Raw genomic sequence first — 17,996 nt, 5'->3', positions numbered from 1 at the left:
CGTCAGCAGTTGGGCGCGACCTGCTGGTCGGATCCGGTGTAGACGTAGGCGTCCGACACGTACCCGGCCGGCGAGGTGATCTTGTCCCAGAGCGTCGTCGTGCCGTACGTGCCGCTCACCGAGTCGCCCTGGGTCTGACAGGTGATCGTCACGGTCGCGCCGTTCGCCACCGAGCCGACGACCGTCGACGAGGTGTGCGGGCCGGACCGGACGTTGAGCGAGGCGCCGCTGGTGGTCTTCACGGTGCCGGTCGCGCTGGACCCGCCGCCGCTGCCGGTCCACAGGTACGTGACCGTCACGTACCCGTTGTCGTTGAGGCCGACGTTGTAGAACGTGCCGTCGGCCAGGTCGATGCCGGCCGGGTTCGACACCGTCCGGCCGAACTGGTCCTTGCCGCCGTTGTACCCGTTGAGGTACGCGGCCTGCGCCTCCGGCAGCCCCTGCGCCAGGTCCGAGTACTCCGACCGGACCGAGCCCGGGTTCCAGTAGTCGTCCTTGGTGTTCCACGGCCCGACGTCCCACACCGGCGCGGTCTCGCACCGGGTCGGCCCGCACACCTGCACCGAGTACTGGCCGCTGCCCTTGGGGGACAGGTTCTTGCCGGACGGCAGGGCGACGAAGTGGTCGCTTCCGGTGATGACGTGGCCGTTGGCGGTGGTGCCGCCGACCAGACCCTCGCGCGTGGCGTACACGCGGTAGCTGAGCGCCGCGTGCGGCCGGACGGTCCGGCCGGTGGACGTCGCCGCCCGGGTACTGACATCCAGCCCGGTGATCTCCGGACTGGCCCCCGATCCGTTGGACCACAACGTGATCCGCAGCTGTACCTGGTTGGCCGGCGTGGTCAGCGTCGCCGGCGTACCGGACGCCTGCTGCCACGACGTCCACTGCCCACCCGTGTCCGCGGTACGCACGTCCACGGTGGCGCTGGCGCCGTCCGGCACCGTGCCGTCGACGGTGACGGACACCTGGTCGACCGGGGCGGCGAGGGTCCGCGGCGCCAGCATCTCCATGCCGTACCCGCGGTCACCGCCGGCCGCCGCCGGATGTACGTCGGGGTCGGCGATCGAGACCCGACCGGTGTTGCGCGCGAGGTTCACCTGGTCGGGGGCGAGCCGGCCGAGGCTCTCGTGCCAGCTGCCCGCCGAGCCCTTCGCGGGCGCCGTGCCAGGCGCCGCGTACGCCGTCGCGCCCAGCGTCGCGGCGACGAGCGCCGCCGCGAGCGCGACCGCTGACATCCTTGTCCTGCTGGGGATCCGCATGCTGCACCTTTCCTGCGTCGGTGGCGACGAGGGGTCGGCCGACCGTCCGTGGACGATCGACTCCACCGAGCAGCATGCGGAGCGCGACTACACACTCACTACATCCCGTACGTGGGCACACCGGGCGGCCGTACGGATCCGGCCGGTGGATCCGTACGGCCGCCCGGGGTCGGTGGCCGCGTGCCCCTCAGGGGCGGGCGGCGAGCGTGCCGGGCAGCCAGGCCGCGGCCGTACCGAGACCGGTGGGCAGCCGGGACGGCACCTGCGGCAGGCTCTGCTGACGCAGCCGGCGCAGCTCCGCCTCGGTGTACCGGACGCAGTGCCGGTGCCACTCCAGGATGCCGGCCATCCAGTCCTGCAACATCTCCGCGTGCCGGGTCAGCGCCGCGCGCACGTCGTCGTCGAGGTCCAGCTCGTCGGCGAGCGCCGGCAGGTCCACCGTGACGATGTGCTCGAACTCGGCGACCCGCGCGGCGACCAGGTCGGCGACGATGTCGCGCGCCCGCAACCGGTCCACGTCCAGGAAGTGTTCGAGCACCAGCACCATGTTGTGCATCTCGCCCTCGAACTCGACCTCCTTCTGGTACGAGTACAGGTCGTTGATGAACATGCCGACGTCCATCGCGGCGGTGTCCAGCTCGTGCAGCGTGCGGTGCTCGAACAGTTCGTCGGGCAGCGGGTCGTCGTCGCGCAGCCGCGCCAGCCGTACCGTCAGGTCCGAGCCGAACGTCTGCCGCCGCATCTCGACGTAGTCGATCGGGTCGGGCACCCGGTTCTGGGCCTGGTTGACGACCTCCCACACCCAGCTGGCCGTCATCGCGTCGACCGACTCGCGGAACCGCCGCCGGTGCCGCGGCGACATCGGCCCCGCCGTACGGGTCCACAGGTCGGCGAGGCCGCGCTCGATGCCGTTGACCGGTTCCGGTACCGGCTCGTCGGCGAGCGGCATGAACCGCTTCAGCCGCTCGTGGCACGCCTTCGCCGCGGCCACGTCCCGGCGCGCCCCGAACACCAGCGGGAAGTAGTCGTCGCCGTACGTGCCCCAGGCGAGCCAGTCGCTCGCCAGGTACAGCTCGTCCGCCCCGGCGTCGGGAAGCAGGCCGGCGGCGCAGTGCGGCAGGTCGATGCCCCGGGTACGCCGCTCGTCCCAGACCCCGCCGACCGCGATCCCCGGTACCGAGTCGTGGAAGCCCATGTCGCCGCACCAGCGGGCGGTGTGCTCGCGGGCGGTGTCGAGGTGCGGGTTGAGCCGCACCGGGTACGGCAGCGCGATGTCCGGCACCGGTAGGTGCCCCACCGGCCGGAACTGCCGGTACGCCTGGTGCCGCAGTCGGTGCGCGACGCCCGGACCGAACGACAGCCGTACGCCGCCGCCCGGGGCGAACGCCTCCGTCCCGACACCGCCCACCGCCAGCCCCGGTACGCCCAGCCCGGCGGACTCCGTCGCGCCGTCGTTCATGTACCGGCTGGACCGGGCGTGCCACTCGTGCCCGCCGGCCTGCCAGTCCTGCAACCCCTTCGTGTACGCGGCGACCGCGGCGGTCTCGGGCGGGGTGAGCCCGACGTCGGCGGCCAGCGCCGGCACCTCCACCAGCGCGGTGTTCTCGAACTGTTCCAGGCGCGAGGTGAGCAGGTCGTTGGTGAGGTCCGCGGCGCGCTGCGTCGACACCGACAGGAACGTCTCCAGGACGAGTACGGCGTTGGAGTTCTCGCCCTCCTCCCGTACCTCCCGCTGGTACGAGAACAGGTCGTTGCGCAGGTGTACGGCGTCGGCGAAGGTGTCGCACAGCACCCGCATCGGCCGGGTGGCGGCGACCCGGTCCGGCACCTCGGCACCCACCGCGTACTCGACCAGGTTCGCCGACCAGGGCGCGCCGCCCACCCGCCGCCGCATCTGCAGGTACTCGATCGGGTTGGCGATCCGCCCGCGGTTGATGTTGTCGAGTTCCCACATCGACTCGACGAGCAGGTTGTGCGTCGCGGTGACGAACCGCCGTCGCCAGCCGTCGGACATCGCCGGCACCGTACGCCGCCACAGGTCGGCGAGTCCGGCCTCGGTCGGGTTCGTCGGCTCGGGCGGGTCGTCGGCGAGGAACAGTTCCAGGTGCTCCAGGTACTCCCGCGCCCCGGCTAGGTCCTTCGAGTACTTGAAGAGTTCGAGGAAGTGGTCGTCGAAGAAGAACACCCACACGTACCAGTCGGTGACGGTGTCGAGGGTCGGCCCGTCGCAGTCGGGATGGGTGTAGGCGCACATCAGGCCGTAGTCGTGCCGGGCGAGTTCCGCCTCCGTCCAGACCAGCCCGCCGGCCGGGGTGGGCGCGTCGAGCATGCCCATCTCGCGGGCCCAGGCCATGCTGTGCCGCCGGGCGCGTTCCCGGTGCGGGTTCAGCCGGGCCGGGTACGGCAGGTAGAAGTCGGGGAGCGTGAAGGCATTCATGGACGGGCCCTTCCGCGATCGTCATGGGGGAATGACTCTCCGCGGGGATAGTGTCACTAGGCGTCGACCGTCCACAATGCCCACTACGTGCTGAAATCTGACACCGCCCGATCGGGGGAAACGCCCACCCGACCCGGCCCGACGCGGTACCCCGCCCGCGCCTCAGCCGTCGGCGGCCAGGCCCGCCTCGTGCGCGACGATCGCCGCCTGCACCCGGTTACGCGCGTCCAGGCGCAGCAGGATCGTACTCACGTGCGCCTTGACGGTGCCCTCCACCAGGTGCAGCCGGCGGGCGATCTGCGCGTTGGACAGCCCGGCGCCGAGCAGCGCCAGCACGTCGCGCTCCCGGTCGGTCAGCGCCGCCACCCGGTCCCGCGCGGCCGAGTCGCGGGCCAGCCGGTCCCGGCCGAGCCGGGCGATGACCCGGTGCGTCACCGACGGCGACAGGTACGCCGCGCCGCCCGCGACCGCGTGCACCCCGGCAAGCAGTTCGCGGGGGTCGCCCGACTTGAGCAGGAAACCGTTCGCGCCGCCGCCCAGCGCCCGCGCCACGTAGTCGTCCTCGCCGAACGTGGTCAGCATCGCCACCACCGTCGCCGGTACCTCCAGGCGGATCCGCTGCGCGGCGGCGAGCCCGTCCAGTACGGGCATGCGGATGTCCAGCAGCGCCACGTCCGGCCGGTACCGGTGGGCCGCGTCGACCGCCGCCCGCCCGTCGCCGACCTCGGCCACCACCTCGATCCCGGCGTCGGTGGCCAGGATCGCCGCGATGCCCGCCCGCATCATCGCCTCGTCGTCGGCCAGCAGTACGCGGATCACAGCACGTCCTTGGCGACGAGCCGGCCACCGGCGAAGCACACCCGGTACACGTCGTACGCGGCGAACGGGGTCGCGGCGGACCGGTAGTAGCGGCAGTCGGCGCCGCGCGGGGCGGTACGGTCCGGGCCGCGGTCGGGCGCCTGCCGCGCCGGCAGTACGGGGCGGACGGTGGCGGTGGACGATCCGACGCGCAGCGCGGCGAAGTCGGCCGGGTCGAGGGTGGCGCGCGCCGCGGCCACCGCGTACCAGGTGAGGACGGCGACGCCGATCAGCGCGACGAGTCCCGCGGTGATCCCGGTCGGGGCCAGGACCACGGCGATCCGCCACCGCCGCCGCCCCGGTACGGGCTGCTCGCCGGGTGCGGCGGTCGTCGCGTCGCGCGGTACCCGGGCGGTGAGGGTGAAGCGGTCGCCGGCGTCGTCGGTGTCGAGCGAGCCGCCGGCGGCGCGCAGCGTCTCGGCCGCGGCGGCGAGCCCGCGCCGCCCACCGCTGCCCGGAGAAGCACCCGCCGGTACGGGATTGGCGACGGTCAGCACCGCGTCGCCGCCGTCGTCCGCCAGCCGTACGGTGACCGGCGCGCCGGGTGCGTGCTTCGCCGCGTTCGTCAGCGCCTCCCGCAGTACGCCGGGCAGTGGGGTGGGGGCGGCGCCGAGGTCGCCGTGCACGTCGACGCGCAGGCCGGCGTCCCGCGCGCGGTCGACCAGGACGGTCGGGTCGTCGTCCGGCGGCGGGCCCGCGTCGTCGCGCAGCAGGTCGATGATCTCGTGCAGCCGGCCGGTCGCCGCACCCGCCGCGGCGCGCAGCTCACCGACCGCCCGCCGGTGCCGTTCGGACAGGTCGGGGGCCAGTTCGAGGGCGCCGGCGCGGACCGCGAGCAGGCTGAGTTCGTGCCCGAGGGAGTCGTGCATCTCGCGGGCGATCCGGGTCCGCTCGCGCAGCCGCGCCTCCCGTACGACCGCGCGCCGCTCGCGCGTGCGGTCCGCGGCGGCGCGCCGCTCGTCCCGGCTGCGGTAGAAGCCGAGCAGCGCCGGGAACGCGAGCGCGAGGACGACGGTCAGGGCGGGGTCGAACCAGGCCCACGGGTCGGCCGCGCGCACCTCGGCGGACAGTACGGCCGCGGCGGACAACCCGGCCAGCGCCGCCGCCCCGGTACGGGCGCGCACGACGCGCCGGCCGGCCAGGTAGCCGAGGACGCACACGGCGGGGAGCAGGACCGCGTCGTACAGGGCGGGGCGGTCGAGGGTGGCGGCGGCGACCACGATCACCGGCGCCAGCAGCGGCAGCCGGCGCGACACGGCCACCGCGGCGACCAGCGCCACCGCCGACACCGCGAGCGGCAGCCAGGACACGTCGCCGCGGCCGAGCGCCACGAACGCCCCGGCGACGGCGAGTACGAGGGCGATCGCGAGGTCGCGTCTCATCGCGCGAAGACGCCCCAGCCGTACGGGCCGAGGCGCAGGCCGTCGGCGCCGACCGTGGCGTCCGCGTACTCGACGGGCCGCGCGGTGGCGAACTCCGGCCGCGGCAGCGGCGCGGACACCGGGGCGCCGGACGGGTTCACCGCCACCAGGTACCGGTCGCCCCGCACGTACACCAGCGGGTAGCCGGTGGCGAGCACGTCGAGCGTGCCGTACGGGCCGAGTTCGGGGGTGTCGCGGCGGAGCCGGACCAGCCGGCGTACCAGGTGCAGCAGGGACGCGTCGTCGGCGCGCTGGGCGGCGACCGTGGGGCGGCCCGGGTCGGGGTCGACCGGCAGGTACAGCCGCTCGGGCGGGGCGGTGGAGAACCCGGCGCCGGGCCCGTCGTCCCACTGCATCGGCGTCCGCGAGCCGGCCCGGTTGTACCCCGGCCCGAGCATGCTGCCCTCCACGTCGGGCAGGCCCGGCACGTACCGCATGCCGATCTCGTCGCCGTTGTAGATGGTCGGCAGCGTCGGCCAGGTCAGCAGGAACGCGAACGCCGCCGGCACCTGCTCCGCGGTACGGGTGCCGCACACCAGCCGGGAGAAGTCGTGGTTGGACGTCGGCAGCGCGACGTGCCCCGGTTCACCGATCGTCGCCACCGCATGCTCGTACGCCTCGGCGAACAGTGCCGCGGAGCCGCCGCCCGCCGCGTCGAAGTAGCAGGGTACGGGCGGCCAGTCGGGGTTGTCGGTGCCCTGCCGGTTGTTCCACAGCGACCGCATCGGCATCCCCACCCCCGGCCCGCCGAACTGGAGGAAGAAGTCGGCGTGGAACCCCGCCGGTACGGCGACCGCCGGGTCGCCCCACTCGGACAGCAGTACGGCGTCGGGGTGGTCCCGGTCCAGCACCTCGCGTACGCCGGTCCAGAGCTTCGCCGTCTCGGTGAACCCGGGGTCGTCCTTGACCAGCGAGGACGCCATGTCGACGCGGAAACCGGCGATGCCGAGGCGCAGCCAGTGGTCGAGGATGGCGAGCAGCGCGTCGCGGTTGGCGCGCGGCCCGTCCGCGTCGACCGGCTGCCGCCACGGCTCGCCGGCCGCGGGCCGGGCGTACCCGAAGTTGAGGGCGGGTTGGGAGTCGAAGAAGTTGGGCAGGAAACCGCCGGGTCGGGTGCCCGGCGACGGCACGAACCCGGGCGGCAGCGGCACGGTGTCGGCCCAGACGTACCGGCCGTCGGTGGGGTCGTCGGCGGCGGCCAGGAACCACGGGTGCTCGACCGAGGTGTGCCCGACGACCAGATCCAGCAGCACCCGGATGCCGCGCCGGCCCGCCGCCTCGACCAGCCGCGCCAGGTCCGCGTTCGTCCCGTACCGCGGGGCGACGGTCAGGTAGTCGCTCACGTCGTACCCGGCGTCGCGGAACGGCGAGGCGAAGCAGGGGCTCAGCCACACCGCGGTCACCCCGAGCCACGCCAGGTGGTCCAGGCGCGCGGTGATGCCGGCCAGGTCGCCGATCCCGTCGCCGTCCGAGTCGGCGAAGCTCTGCGGATAGATCTGGTACAGCACGGCGTCGGTGAGCCAGGACGGGCTGGACGTGGGCATCGGCGTTCGGCCTTTCCGCGTGTCGTACGGGTCCATCGTGCCCTGCACCGTCCGTCCGGCGTGCCAGCACGCCGGACGGACGGTTGCCCAGGTCACCGCGGACGGCGCAGGCGCAGCAGCCGGACCAGGCGTACCGCCGGGACGACCAGGCCGGCGGCGGCCGCGACGGCGAGGAACACCACCAGGGCGGGCCAGACGTACGCGACGTGGCGGAAACCGCCGGCCCGGCCGGCGAACACGTACCCGACGACGGACGGCAGGAAGGCCAGCAGCGCCAACGGAGCCAGGTACACCACGAGCAGCGGGTACCGCCAGGCGCGGGCCCGCGCCGCCCAGCGGCGGGACCGGACCACCCCGAGTACGGCGAGCGCGGCGAGGAGGACGGTGAGGCCGAGCAGCACCCGGTCCGCGGTCGTACCGGCGGGCGCCGGATGTCCCGGGTCGTGGCCGGTGACCAGGTCGACGAGCCCGTCGGCGAGTTCGGCGCTGTCGTTGTCGATGGACAGGCCGGTGTTGGTCAGCACCGCGATGCCGTACCCGGAGTCGGGCAGCAGCACCTGCTCCGCCGTGTACGTGAACAGCTCGCCGTTGTGCCGGATCTCCGTGACACCACCGGGTCCGGCCTGCTTCCGCCACCCCAGCGCGTACCCGTCGGCGTGCGGTGCGGGCGTGTGCGACGTGCGGATGCCGGCGGCGGACAGGATGCGGCCGCCGCCCGGCCCGACGCCGCCGGAGTTCTGCGCGACGAGCCAGCGGGACAGGTCGGCGGCGGTGGTGACGACGCCGTGGCTGCCCCCGGTGAACCAGTACGGTTCGGGTTCGGTGACCGCCGCCCCGTACGCCCGGACGTGCCCGCGCGGCAGGCCGGCCAGCGCCTCGGACGTCAGGACGTTCCGGCTGGCGTCCATGCCGAGCGGCGCGAACACGTGCCGCCGCAGGTACGTCCCGTACTCCTCGCCGGAGACGACCTCGACGAGCCGGCCGGCGACCTGGTAGTTCGGGTTGTGGTAGTGGAATCGGGCGCCGGGTGCGCTGTCCAGCCCGGCCGTCCGCAGCCGGCGTACCGCGCCGTCGAGGGTGTGCGGCTGCGCCAGCCTCAGGTCCGGGAACTCCGCGTCGGACATGCCGGAGGTCTGGTCCAGCAGCTCCCGTACGGTGATCCGGTCGCCGCGCGGGTCCGCCAGCCGGAACTCCGGCAGGTACCGCCGGACCGGCGCGTCCAGGTCCACCTGGTGCGCCTCCACGAGCTGGAGTACGGCCAGCGCGGTGAACGACTTGCTCAGCGACGCCACCGGCATCGGCGTACGGGCGGTGACGGGCCGTCCGGCCGAGTCGTGCCCGTACCCGCCGACGCGGACCACGTCGCGGCCGTGCGTGACGGCGACCTCCGCGCCGGGCAGCCCGGTCCGCTCCACGTAGTCCCGTACGAAGCGGTCGATCGCGGTGCCGTCCACCCGGGCCGGTGCGGCCTGTGCCGCCGGCGTACCGGCCAGCAGGGTCGCCACCGCGGCCGCGGCGGCGAGGATCGTCGTCGTTCTCATGCCGCCGACGCTACGAATCGGACCTGCCGGGCCGCCCCGGTCGGACGGCACCGGCCACCCCCGACCTTCGTCAGGGGTCGCCCGGTGTCAGAGCGTGAAACCCGCCGGGAACGGGTCGGTCGGGTCCAGCAGGTAGTTCGCCGTGCCGGTGATCCACGCCCGCCCCGAGAACTCCGGTACGACGGCCGGCAGCCCACCGACCGTGGTCGTGTCCACCACCCGCCCGACGAACTCCGTACCCAGCAGGGACTCGTTCGCGAACTCGGCGCCGACGGCCAGCTCGCCGCGCGCGTGCAGCTGCGCCATCCGCGCCGACGTGCCCGTACCGCAGGGGGAGCGGTCGAACCAGCCCGGGTGGATGACCATCGCGTTGCGGGAGTGCCGGGCGTCCGAGCCGGGTGCGAGGAACTGCACGTGCTTGCAGCCGCCGATCGCCGGGTCGAGCGGGTGGGCCGGCCGGCGCTGCCGGTTGACCGCGGACATCACGGCCAGCCCCGCCGACAGGATGTCGTCCTTGCGGGACCGGTCGAACGGCACGCCCACCGCGGCCAGGTCGAGGATCGCGTAGAAGTTCCCGCCGTACGCCATGTCGTACGTGATCCGGCCCAGCTCCGGGACGTCCACCACCGCGTCCCGCTCCACCAGGAACGAGTCGACGTTGCGCAGTGTCACCCGTTCCGCGTGACCGTCGCGTACGGCGACGCGGGCCTCCACCAGACCGGCCGGCGTGTCCAGGCGTACCAGGGTCTCGGGTTCGGTCACGGTCACCATGCCGGTCTCCACGAGCACCGTGGCGACCCCGATCGTGCCGTGGCCGCACATCGGCAGCAGCCCGCTGACCTCCACGTACAGCACGCCCCAGTCGGCGTCCGGCCGGGTCGGCGGTTGCAGGATCGCGCCGGACATCGCGGCGTGCCCGCGCGGCTCGTCCACCAGGAACCGGCGCAGGTCGTCCAGGTGCTCGGCGAAGTACACCCGGCGCTCGGCCATCGTGTCGCCCGGCACCGGCGCCACCCCGCCGGTCACCACCCGGGTCGGCATGCCCTCGGTGTGCGAGTCGACCGCGCTGATCGTGCGTACCGAGCGCATCACGCACCACCCCGTACGGCCGCGACCGCGCGCGCCATCGCCTCGCGTACCTGCGCGTCGTGCTCGGGGGTGAGCGGGCCGCGGGGCGGACGGCAGGGCCCGCCGTACCGGCCGACCAGCTCCATGCCGAGCTTGATCGCCTGAACGAACTCGGTCCGCGAGTCCCACCGGAACGCCGCGAGCAGCGGCTCGTACCGGCGGCGCGCCTCGGCGAGGTCGCCCGCGCGGGCCAGCTCGTACAGGGCGACGGACTCGGCGGGGAAGACGTTGGGGAAGCCGGCGAACCAGCCGGTCGCGCCCATCAGCAGCGCCTCCACGGTGACGTCGTCGGCGCCGGCGATCACGGCCAGGCCGGGCGCCGCCTCGCGGATCGCCGACACCCGCCGGACGTCGCCGGAGAACTCCTTGACCGCCACCACGTTGTCGATCTGCGCCAGCTCGGCCAGCAGGTCCGGCGTCAGGTCGACCTTCGTGTCGTACGGGTTGTTGTAGACCATGACGGGCAGCCCGACCGACGCGACCGCCTCGTAGTGCGCGACGACCTCGCCGCGGTTGGCCCGGTAGATCGTCGGCGGCAGGCACAGCACCCCGTCCGCGCCGTCCTCGGCCGCCAGTTCCGCCCAGTGCTTCGCCTGGTGCCAGCCGACCCCGTGCACGCCCACCACCACGATGCCGTCCCCGCGCACCGCCTCGACCGCGGTCCGCGCCACCCGCCGCCGCTCCTCGTCCGTGAGCGACGAGTACTCGCCGAGCGAACCGTTCGGGCCGACGCCGTGGCAGCCGTTGTCCACCAGCCACCGGCAGTGCTCCGCGTACCGGTCGTAGTCGACGGCGAGACCGGCCGGCGCCGCGCCGTCCGCCACGTACGGCAGCGGGGTGGCGACGACGACGCCGCCGAGGTCCGTGCTGGTACTCATGCGACGCTCCGTTCGTTCGGTGAACCGAACGCCAGACTAGCGCGTCGCACCTCAGGGGTGCGGGTGGCCGGGCCCGGCCGGGTGCGGCGCGTCGTACGCCAGCAGCAGCACCGAACGGACCGGGCCGTCGGGCGCCGCGTACCGGTGGGGGAGGCGGGCGTCGAAGCTGACGCAGTCCCCCGGCCCCAGCTCGGCGACCGTGCCGTCCACCTCCACCCGCAGCGCCCCGTCCTGCACCACCGTGTACTCGGTGCCGACGTGCCCGAGCGACGGTTGCCGCCGACCCGCGCGCACCCGCTGGTCGTACACCTCGACGAGGGCCGGGCCGGCCTCGATCCGGCGCAGCAGCCGCAGATCGACACCCTCGCCGGTGAGGACCTCCGCCTCGGCGGCGCGTACCACGGTCATCCCGGCCGGGCGCTGGTCGAGCAGGTCGGAGATCGGCAGTTCGAGCGCGCGGGACAGGCTGAACACCGTCTCGATCGTCGGGTTGCCGGCGCCGGACTCCAGCGCCGACAGCGTCGCCTTGCCGATCCCCGACCGCCGCGACAGCTCGGACAGCGACAGGCCGCGGCGGGTACGCGCGTGTCGCAGGTTCGCCGCGAGCGTGTCCCGTACCGACTCCTGCATGTGCGCCTCCCGCGTTCGCTGACCCGAACGGTACCGCCCGGTGGACGTCGGCGGCGGCGGGCCCGGCCGATCCCGGTACCGGGCGCCGCCCGAAGTGCTGTACTGGTGCCACGGCGGACTCGACCACAGGGGGCGCCATGGCCGGCACCGAACGTCGCTCCGGGTACGACGTCGTGGTGGTCGGGTCGGGCGGCGGTGGGCTGACCGCGGCGCTGACCGCCGCCCTGCGCGGGCTGTCCGCGGTCGTCGTCGAGAAGACCGACGTGTACGGCGGGACCACGGCGCTGTCCGGCGGCGCGCTGTGGATCCCGGACAACCACCTGCTGCACGCGGCCGGCGTCCCCGACTCGTACGAGCGGGCCCGGCGGTACCTGGACGCGACGGTCGGCGACCGGGTGCCGCGCGAGCGCACCGACGCGTACCTGCGGCGCGGGCCGGAGATGCTGCGGTTCCTGGCGGAGCGTACGGAATGGCTGCGCTTCGCGTACGTCCCCGGCTACCCGGACTACTACCCGGAGCGGCCGGGCGGAATGCCCGAGGGCCGCTCGGTCGAGGCGGAGCTGATCGACGGCCGGCTGCTCGGCCCGGACCGGGCGGCACTGCGCCCGCCGAGCATCGACACCAAGGGCTTCGCCATGAGCGCCGCGGAGTTCCACGACGTCACCATGGTGACCCGGACGTGGCGGGGCCGGGCCCGGTCGCTCACGCTCGGCGCGCGCCTCGTCCGCGCCCGTGCCACCGGGTACGACCCGCTCACGTTGGGGCAGGCGCTCGTGGCGCGGCTGCGGCTGGCGCTGCGCGACGCGGACGTACCGGTGCTGCTCGGTACCGAGCTGGTGGAGCTGACCACCGACGAGCGCGCGCACGTCACCGGCGTCCGGGTACGCGACCGGCACGGCGCGCGCACCATCACCGCGCGGCGCGGCGTGATCCTGGCGGCCGGCGGGTTCTCCCGCTCCGCGCCGATGCGCGACGAGTACCTGCCGCATCCGACGGACGTGGCGTGGACGTCCGCGCCGGAGGGGCAGACCGGCGACGCGATCCGGCTCGGGGTCGGGCTCGGCGCCGCCGCCGACCTGATGGACCGGGTGTGGGGCGCGCCGAGCCTGCTCCCGCCCGGCGCGGCGCCGTTCTTCCTCGTCTCCGACCGCGGCATCCCGAACCTGATCGTGGTGGACGCCGGCGGCGAGCGGTACCTGAACGAGTCGCTGCCGTACCACGAGTTCGTGGACCGGATGTACGCCGCGGGCGCCGTGCCGTACTCGTGGGCGGTCTTCGACCGGCGCGCCAAGAACCGGTACGTCGTCGCCGGGACGTTCCCGCGGCAGCCGTTCCCGGCCCGGTGGTACGAGAGCGGGTTCGTGCGGACCGGTCGCAGCATCGCCGACCTCGCCGACCGGATCGACGTGCCCGCGGCGACCCTGCGCCGCACGATCGCGCGGTACAACGACCTCGCGCGCGCCGGCCGCGACACCGACTTCGGCCGCGGCGACAGCGCCTACGACCGCTACTACGGCGACCCGACCCTCCACAACCCGAACCTGCTGCCGCTCACCACCCCGCCGCTGTACGCGGTCCGCGTGTACCCGGGGGACATCGGCACCAAGGGCGGGCTCGTCACCGACCCGGACGGCCGGGTGCTGCGCCCCAACGGAACCCCGATCGCCGGCCTGTACGCCACCGGCAACACCTCCGCCGCCGTCATGGGCGAGACGTACCCCGGGCCGGGCGCCACGATCGGCCCCGCCATGGTCTTCGGGTACGCCGCCGCCCAGGACCTCTGAGCCCGGATCGGCTCAGCCGAGCCGATCCGGCACCTCGTACGTGAGGAACACGAACGCGCCGTCCTGGTCCACGCGCGCCAGCCGCAAGGGCCCGGTACGCACCGGCAGCACGGGAGCACCGCCGCCGAGGACGACCGGCGCGACACCCAGGTGTACCCGGTCGAGCCGGCCCGCGGCGGCGAACCGCGCCGCGAGCACCCCACCGCCGACCAGCCACACCGTCGGCGCGGACGGCGTCGTCACCGCGCGCATCGCGTCGTGCGCCGCGGCCACGTCACCCGACACGAACCGTACGTCCGCGCCCGGCGGTACCGGCAGGTCGTGGTGGGTGAACACCCAGCAGGGGGTGTCGCCGTAGTGCCGCCGCCACGCCTCGGGCTTCTCGTGCGCCAGCACCCACCGGTACGTGGTGGCGCCCATCGCCATCGCCCCCACACCGGCGAAGAACCGCTCGAACCGGTCCCGCTTCGCCGCGGTGGGCGGGAACCCGGACAGCCAGTCCATCCCACCGTCCGGATCCGCCACGTACCCGTCGAGGCTGACCGCCGTGAAGTACTCCGTCGTCATGGCGGCCAGTGTCGGCCGCCGGCCTGACAGCCCGCGTCAGCCCGCGGCGAGCGGCGCCAGGTCGATGAAGATGCGGTAGTCGTCGATCAGGCCGCCGCCGTCGGTGTGGAAGATCGTCACCGCTGGCACCGGAACCTCCCGCCCGTCCGGCAGCGAGTACGTCACCGTCGCCTCCACGACCGTGTCGGCGCCGACCGTCCACTCGTTGCGGATGTCGTGCCGGAGGCCGGACAGCGTGGCGTAGAAGGCGGTCAGGCCCGCGGCGATCGCCTCGCGGCCGGACAGCGGCGCGGAGTTGCCGAAGGTCATCGAACCGTCCGGCGTGAACAGGTCCACGAACGCCGGCACGTCGGTGGCGTCCACCGCGCGGAACACGCGGGCGGTCAGGTCGCTGGGCATGGCGTACCTCTCGGTCGAAGGGTGCCGCCAACCTAGTCCGTCCGCGCGCCCGCCGCGGTCCCGCGCGCCCTCACCACCGCCAGGTCGTCGCGTACGACGAGCGGACGATGCGGTTGCTCTCCTCCGGGTGCTCGGTCACCGAGGTCACCGCGACCCGGCCCGGACCGACCAGCCGCAGCCACACGTTGCGGTAGCTGTAGCTCGACAGCCAGAAGCTCACCGCCGACCGCGGGTACTCCAGGTGCAGGTGCGTCCCGACGGTCAGGTCCCGGTACAGCAGGGCGGACGGCTGGATCAGCAGCGTCTCGTTCGGCGCGAGGTCGCGGACGAACGTGTTGCCCGGCGCGTGCAGCATCAGCAGCCCCGGCGCCTCCCGCGCGGTGAACACGTCACCGAACTGGCCCAGCGGGTAGTGCGTCTCCGTCTCGTCCCCGGACCGCGTCGTGTACCACACCCCGGTCGACGTCCAGTCGTACGTGATGTTGCCGGTGGCGGCGAGGAACCGGTGCTCGCGTACCCACATCTGCTGGCCGTGGTCGAGTGGCAGGCAGACCAGGTCGCCGGCGTGGTTGTCGGACAGCGCGGCGTGCCCCGGCCCGTGCGCCTCGATCATGAACAGCGGCAGCCCGCCCATGATGCGCTTCCAGCCGCCGGACAGCCCCATGTTCGACAGGCGCGTGGACGGGTCGGTCCACAGCAGCGAGTGGTGCGAGAAGTAGATCCGGTCGCCGTTCGCGAGCGCGAAGTCGGCGACCGGCACCTGCGTGCCCTCGATCTGCACGTACGACTGGCCGAACTGGATGCGCGCCATGTCCGGGATCGGCTCCTGGCGCTGCCAGCCGGACGTCGTCACCGCGGCCCGCACGTCGACCGGCGCACCGCACCGGACGCACGACCGCGCGGTCGGGTCGCTCGCGTGCCGGCAGTACCGGCAGGTGTAGACGTGAGTGGTCATCGGGCCTCCGACCGGTGGAGTGCCGCCATGTCAGCCGGTCCGGTGGTGCACGTACATGGACTGGATGCCGACGCGGCCGGGTCCGGTCATCTCGGCGAGGTAGAGCTTGCGCATCAGGCCGACCCGCAGGTCCTGCTGCACCGCCTGCATCTGCACCGAGGCGTCCTTGTAGAGGAAGCCGCCCGGCTCGACCAGGATCTTCTCACCCGGCCGGAGCGTGCGCTCCAGCACGTTGCCGTTGCCGTGCAGCAACAGCACCCCCGGGTACTGCTGCGTGATGAAGCGGTCCAGGTACATCCCGTTGCCGCCGTGCAGGATGTTGGCCAGGCCCTTGATCCGGATGAACGAGTAGTTCACCGAGCCGGCGGCGAGCAGGAACGCGTGCTCGCGTACGTCCAGCTCCATGCCCGGGTGCATCGGCAGCACGACCAGCTCGCCCGGCGCGTCCCGGGAGAACGCGATGCGCCCCGGCCCGCTCGCCACCGACAGTACGAACGGCATGCCGGCGAACATCCGCCGCAACCCGCCGCCCGTCTGCATCGACGACAGCGGCACCCGCTCGTCCTTCCACAGCATCACGTGATGCTCGAAGTACACCCAGTCGTTGGGGGCGAGGGCCATCTCGGCGACCGGGACCAGCTCGCCCTCGACCTGACAGACGCTGCCGGAGAACCGGAACTCGGTCAGGTCGCGCAGCCGGGGCGCCTCCCGCCAGCCCGAGTCGGTCACCCGGTTCCGCTCGTCGAGCGGCGCCCCGCAGGTCTGGCAGCTCGTGGTGCCCGGCGGGTTCTGCACCCGGCACCACTCGCAGGCTATGCGCTCCACGGTCACGGTCCCCTCCGCTCCGGCCCGGCCGCGGGCCGGCACCGACGGTAGCAACCGGGTACGAGCCGGTCACCGCGGATCGCTTGGTACGGCGTGGATCCGCGGTGCGTGGTCGGGGCGCTGCGGGGAGTCGCCGCCCGAGTAAACGGCGGGTAACGCAGCCGGTCGCGGTGGGTGCCCCGCGGCCGGCCCAGGTACGGACGGTGGGATGCTACCGATCGGTGCGAAACGTCGAGATCCGCCTCGGGAGGCGACGATGATCCTGGTACAGGTCCAGCAGAGCTGGCTGTCCGTGCTGACCGGTTCGACCACGCCGGACGAGGCCGTGCTGGGCGACTGGCCCGGTGTGGACGCGCAGAGCCTGCAGCAGTACGGCGACGTGCTGCTCGGCATCTACCGCAACACCGTCATCGCCGTGTACGACCTCGACCTGGCGAAGACGCAGGTGCTGCCCGGCGGCAAGACCCGGTTCGGCGGTACCCCGTCGACGACCTGGGGCCACCTGCTCGGCCAGCCGAACCCGGGCCAGCCGTGGGGCAACGACGGGTACGCGAAACCCGTGCAGTACCTGGACACCCGGGCCGCCGGGCAGGTCGCGCCGCAGGCTGCACCCGCCGGCAGCCGCCGCGCCGCGATCGACGGCATCGTGCTGACCGTCGACCCGTCCGGCGCGGCGACCGTGCACGTACCGGCGGGCCGCAGCGTCACCGTCCGCACCGCCTGAGCCGTACCGCGGCGGCGCTCGCCGCGGCGCCGGCTACGGGGCCGCGGCGTTGAGTACCGCGACGAGTTCCGCCTCCTCGCGGTCGAGGTGCGCGGTGACCTCGGCGACGAGCCGGTCCACCTCGGCGAGTACGGCGGGCTGCTCGGTGGTGTCGTCGGCCAGCGTGGCGCGCAGCTCGTCGAGCAGCCGGTGCACCGTGTCGTGCTCGGCGCGCAGCCGCGCCACGGTGTCGGCCAGGTCCGGCCGGTGCGCGTCGAGGTACGGGAACATCCCGTCGTCCTCGGTCCGGTGGTGGTGTTCCAGGCCGCGACACAGGGTCAGGCAGTTGATCCGGAGCTGCGCGCCGAGCCGCGGTCCGGCCGCCGCGACCTCCGCGCGTACCAGGGCGAGTTCGCGGCGGAACGCGGCGTGCACGGTGCGCAGGCCGTCGCCCCAGGCGCCGCCGCCCCGCTCGTACCGCACCGGGTGCAGCGCCACGACGGGGATCGTCCGCCCCGACTTCTCCTGGTACGCCAGCCATCCCGGGTCGGCCTCCACCGCCCGGTCGAACAGCCGGTCGCGTTCCGCGCCGTCGAGCACCACCGCGTCCGCGTCGTACGTGAAGACGCCGGTCTCCACGGTGACCCGGGGTTGCGCCAGCACGTTCCGGTACCCGTCGGGGTGGCGCGGCGACCCCCCGGCGGAGGCGAGGACGAGCGTGCGGTCCCCGTCGGGCAGGTAGCCGAGCGGCGTGGTGTGCGGTGCGCCGGTACGGGCGCCGGTGGTGGTCAGCAACAGCAGGCGGCCGTATGCGCCGACGACCCCGGCGTTGGCCCGGAACTCCTCGATCACCTGCTGGTCGAACTCGTTGGGCATGCGTCTCCTCACGCGTCGGATCGGTTGGTACGACAGGGAAACGCGCGCACACCGACCCGCCCGGTCCACAGTGGACGGTGTCCGGGAAGCGGAGGGTACGACCCGGCCACCCGCGCCGTCGAGGGTGCAGCAGCCCACGGCGGAAACGGGGTCGTACCGGGAAGGGAGCGAGGGTGGCGCGCGGCCGGATG

16 protein-coding genes are annotated in these 17,996 nt (G+C 73.9%); 2 read left to right on the top strand and 14 right to left on the bottom strand.

The features are described from left to right. Positions 1-2: 2 nt before the first annotated feature. The 9 genes from Aru02nite_RS03295 to Aru02nite_RS03255 all read right to left on the bottom strand — a co-directional run bounded on the left by Aru02nite_RS03295 (position 3) and on the right by Aru02nite_RS03255 (position 11,696). The gene (locus tag Aru02nite_RS03295; protein ID WP_203654772.1) at positions 3-1,235 is read right to left on the bottom strand and encodes a DUF8814 domain-containing protein; all 1,233 of its coding nucleotides are present in this window, start codon (positions 1,233-1,235) and stop codon (positions 3-5) included. A gap of 211 nt (positions 1,236-1,446) precedes the next feature. Beyond that, complete coding sequence (locus Aru02nite_RS03290; protein WP_239076353.1) at positions 1,447-3,696, bottom strand: terpene synthase family protein; 2,250 nt, start codon at positions 3,694-3,696, stop codon at positions 1,447-1,449. 162 nt (positions 3,697-3,858) lie between these two features. Next, positions 3,859-4,515, bottom strand: a complete 657-nt coding sequence (locus Aru02nite_RS03285) for a response regulator (protein WP_203654770.1) — start codon at positions 4,513-4,515, stop codon at positions 3,859-3,861. After that, the gene (locus Aru02nite_RS03280) at positions 4,512-5,936 is read right to left on the bottom strand and encodes a sensor histidine kinase (protein WP_203654769.1); all 1,425 of its coding nucleotides are present in this window, start codon (positions 5,934-5,936) and stop codon (positions 4,512-4,514) included. Before Aru02nite_RS03280 ends, Aru02nite_RS03285 begins: the two co-directional genes overlap by 4 nt. Then, positions 5,933-7,519 carry an alpha-amylase family glycosyl hydrolase gene (locus Aru02nite_RS03275; protein ID WP_203654768.1) on the bottom strand — a complete coding sequence of 529 codons (1,587 nt, stop codon included), beginning with the start codon at positions 7,517-7,519 and terminating at the stop codon, positions 5,933-5,935. The genes Aru02nite_RS03280 and Aru02nite_RS03275 overlap by 4 nt, the downstream gene beginning before the upstream one ends. Before the next feature lie 92 nt (positions 7,520-7,611). After that, complete coding sequence (locus Aru02nite_RS03270) at positions 7,612-9,060, bottom strand: serine hydrolase domain-containing protein (protein ID WP_203654767.1); 1,449 nt, start codon at positions 9,058-9,060, stop codon at positions 7,612-7,614. A gap of 87 nt (positions 9,061-9,147) precedes the next feature. Next, on the bottom strand, positions 9,148-10,149 hold the full coding sequence (locus Aru02nite_RS03265) for a proline racemase family protein (RefSeq protein ID WP_203654766.1): 1,002 nt from the start codon (positions 10,147-10,149) through the stop codon (positions 9,148-9,150). Then, positions 10,149-11,066, bottom strand: a complete 918-nt coding sequence (locus Aru02nite_RS03260) for a dihydrodipicolinate synthase family protein (RefSeq protein ID WP_203654765.1) — start codon at positions 11,064-11,066, stop codon at positions 10,149-10,151. Before Aru02nite_RS03260 ends, Aru02nite_RS03265 begins: the two co-directional genes overlap by 1 nt. A 51-nt stretch (positions 11,067-11,117) precedes the next feature. Further along, complete coding sequence (locus Aru02nite_RS03255; RefSeq protein WP_203654764.1) at positions 11,118-11,696, bottom strand: helix-turn-helix domain-containing protein; 579 nt, start codon at positions 11,694-11,696, stop codon at positions 11,118-11,120. Positions 11,697-11,833: 137 nt separating this feature from the next. On the opposite strand from Aru02nite_RS03255, the gene Aru02nite_RS03250 reads away from it, so the two are divergent. Continuing rightward, positions 11,834-13,480, top strand: coding sequence for an FAD-dependent oxidoreductase (locus Aru02nite_RS03250; RefSeq protein ID WP_203654763.1), 1,647 nt, complete (start codon positions 11,834-11,836; stop codon positions 13,478-13,480). 12 nt (positions 13,481-13,492) lie between these two features. Here Aru02nite_RS03250 and Aru02nite_RS03245 read toward each other — a convergent pair whose 3' ends face one another. The 4 genes from Aru02nite_RS03245 to Aru02nite_RS03230 all read right to left on the bottom strand — a co-directional run bounded on the left by Aru02nite_RS03245 (position 13,493) and on the right by Aru02nite_RS03230 (position 16,232). Beyond that, positions 13,493-14,047, bottom strand: coding sequence for a dihydrofolate reductase family protein (locus Aru02nite_RS03245; protein WP_203654761.1), 555 nt, complete (start codon positions 14,045-14,047; stop codon positions 13,493-13,495). A gap of 36 nt (positions 14,048-14,083) precedes the next feature. Continuing rightward, complete coding sequence (locus Aru02nite_RS03240; protein WP_203654760.1) at positions 14,084-14,446, bottom strand: nuclear transport factor 2 family protein; 363 nt, start codon at positions 14,444-14,446, stop codon at positions 14,084-14,086. A 70-nt stretch (positions 14,447-14,516) separates the two neighbouring features. Continuing rightward, positions 14,517-15,401: an AIM24 family protein gene (locus Aru02nite_RS03235; RefSeq protein ID WP_203654759.1), complete on the bottom strand. Its 885-nt coding sequence runs from the start codon at positions 15,399-15,401 to the stop codon at positions 14,517-14,519. Positions 15,402-15,431: 30 nt separating this feature from the next. Further along, the gene (locus tag Aru02nite_RS03230; protein ID WP_203654758.1) at positions 15,432-16,232 is read right to left on the bottom strand and encodes an AIM24 family protein; all 801 of its coding nucleotides are present in this window, start codon (positions 16,230-16,232) and stop codon (positions 15,432-15,434) included. Between the two features lie 250 nt (positions 16,233-16,482). On the opposite strand from Aru02nite_RS03230, the gene Aru02nite_RS03225 reads away from it, so the two are divergent. Continuing rightward, positions 16,483-16,950 (top strand): hypothetical protein, encoded by a 468-nt coding sequence (locus tag Aru02nite_RS03225; protein ID WP_203654757.1) that lies wholly within the window; start codon positions 16,483-16,485, stop codon positions 16,948-16,950. A gap of 33 nt (positions 16,951-16,983) precedes the next feature. On the opposite strand, the gene Aru02nite_RS03220 is transcribed toward Aru02nite_RS03225, so the two are convergent. Next, on the bottom strand, positions 16,984-17,805 hold the full coding sequence (locus Aru02nite_RS03220) for a nitroreductase/quinone reductase family protein (RefSeq protein ID WP_203654756.1): 822 nt from the start codon (positions 17,803-17,805) through the stop codon (positions 16,984-16,986). Positions 17,806-17,996: the final 191 nt, after the last annotated feature.

This window comes from Actinocatenispora rupis (assembly GCF_016861975.1).
GTDB lineage: Bacteria > Actinomycetota > Actinomycetes > Mycobacteriales > Micromonosporaceae > Actinocatenispora > Actinocatenispora rupis.
This window is presented reverse-complemented; position numbering and strand designations above follow the sequence as displayed.

What these genes read in the sequence shown, in the direction of transcription:
- Aru02nite_RS03280 (WP_203654769.1), bottom strand. Translation starts at nt 5,936, where the DNA reads ATGAGACGCGACCTCGCGATCGCCCTCGTACTCGCCGTCGCCGGGGCG.
- Aru02nite_RS03245 (WP_203654761.1), bottom strand. Translation starts at nt 14,047, where the DNA reads ATGACGACGGAGTACTTCACGGCGGTCAGCCTCGACGGGTACGTGGCG.
- Aru02nite_RS03290 (WP_239076353.1), bottom strand. Translation starts at nt 3,696, where the DNA reads ATGAATGCCTTCACGCTCCCCGACTTCTACCTGCCGTACCCGGCCCGG.
- Aru02nite_RS03260 (WP_203654765.1), bottom strand. Translation starts at nt 11,066, where the DNA reads ATGAGTACCAGCACGGACCTCGGCGGCGTCGTCGTCGCCACCCCGCTG.
- Aru02nite_RS03265 (WP_203654766.1), bottom strand. Translation starts at nt 10,149, where the DNA reads ATGCGCTCGGTACGCACGATCAGCGCGGTCGACTCGCACACCGAGGGC.
- Aru02nite_RS03295 (WP_203654772.1), bottom strand. Translation starts at nt 1,235, where the DNA reads ATGTCAGCGGTCGCGCTCGCGGCGGCGCTCGTCGCCGCGACGCTGGGC.
- Aru02nite_RS03235 (WP_203654759.1), bottom strand. Translation starts at nt 15,401, where the DNA reads ATGACCACTCACGTCTACACCTGCCGGTACTGCCGGCACGCGAGCGAC.
- Aru02nite_RS03275 (WP_203654768.1), bottom strand. Translation starts at nt 7,519, where the DNA reads ATGCCCACGTCCAGCCCGTCCTGGCTCACCGACGCCGTGCTGTACCAG.
- Aru02nite_RS03250 (WP_203654763.1), top strand. Translation starts at nt 11,834, where the DNA reads ATGGCCGGCACCGAACGTCGCTCCGGGTACGACGTCGTGGTGGTCGGG.
- Aru02nite_RS03225 (WP_203654757.1), top strand. Translation starts at nt 16,483, where the DNA reads ATGATCCTGGTACAGGTCCAGCAGAGCTGGCTGTCCGTGCTGACCGGT.
- Aru02nite_RS03220 (WP_203654756.1), bottom strand. Translation starts at nt 17,805, where the DNA reads ATGCCCAACGAGTTCGACCAGCAGGTGATCGAGGAGTTCCGGGCCAAC.
- Aru02nite_RS03240 (WP_203654760.1), bottom strand. Translation starts at nt 14,446, where the DNA reads ATGCCCAGCGACCTGACCGCCCGCGTGTTCCGCGCGGTGGACGCCACC.
- Aru02nite_RS03270 (WP_203654767.1), bottom strand. Translation starts at nt 9,060, where the DNA reads ATGAGAACGACGACGATCCTCGCCGCCGCGGCCGCGGTGGCGACCCTG.
- Aru02nite_RS03255 (WP_203654764.1), bottom strand. Translation starts at nt 11,696, where the DNA reads ATGCAGGAGTCGGTACGGGACACGCTCGCGGCGAACCTGCGACACGCG.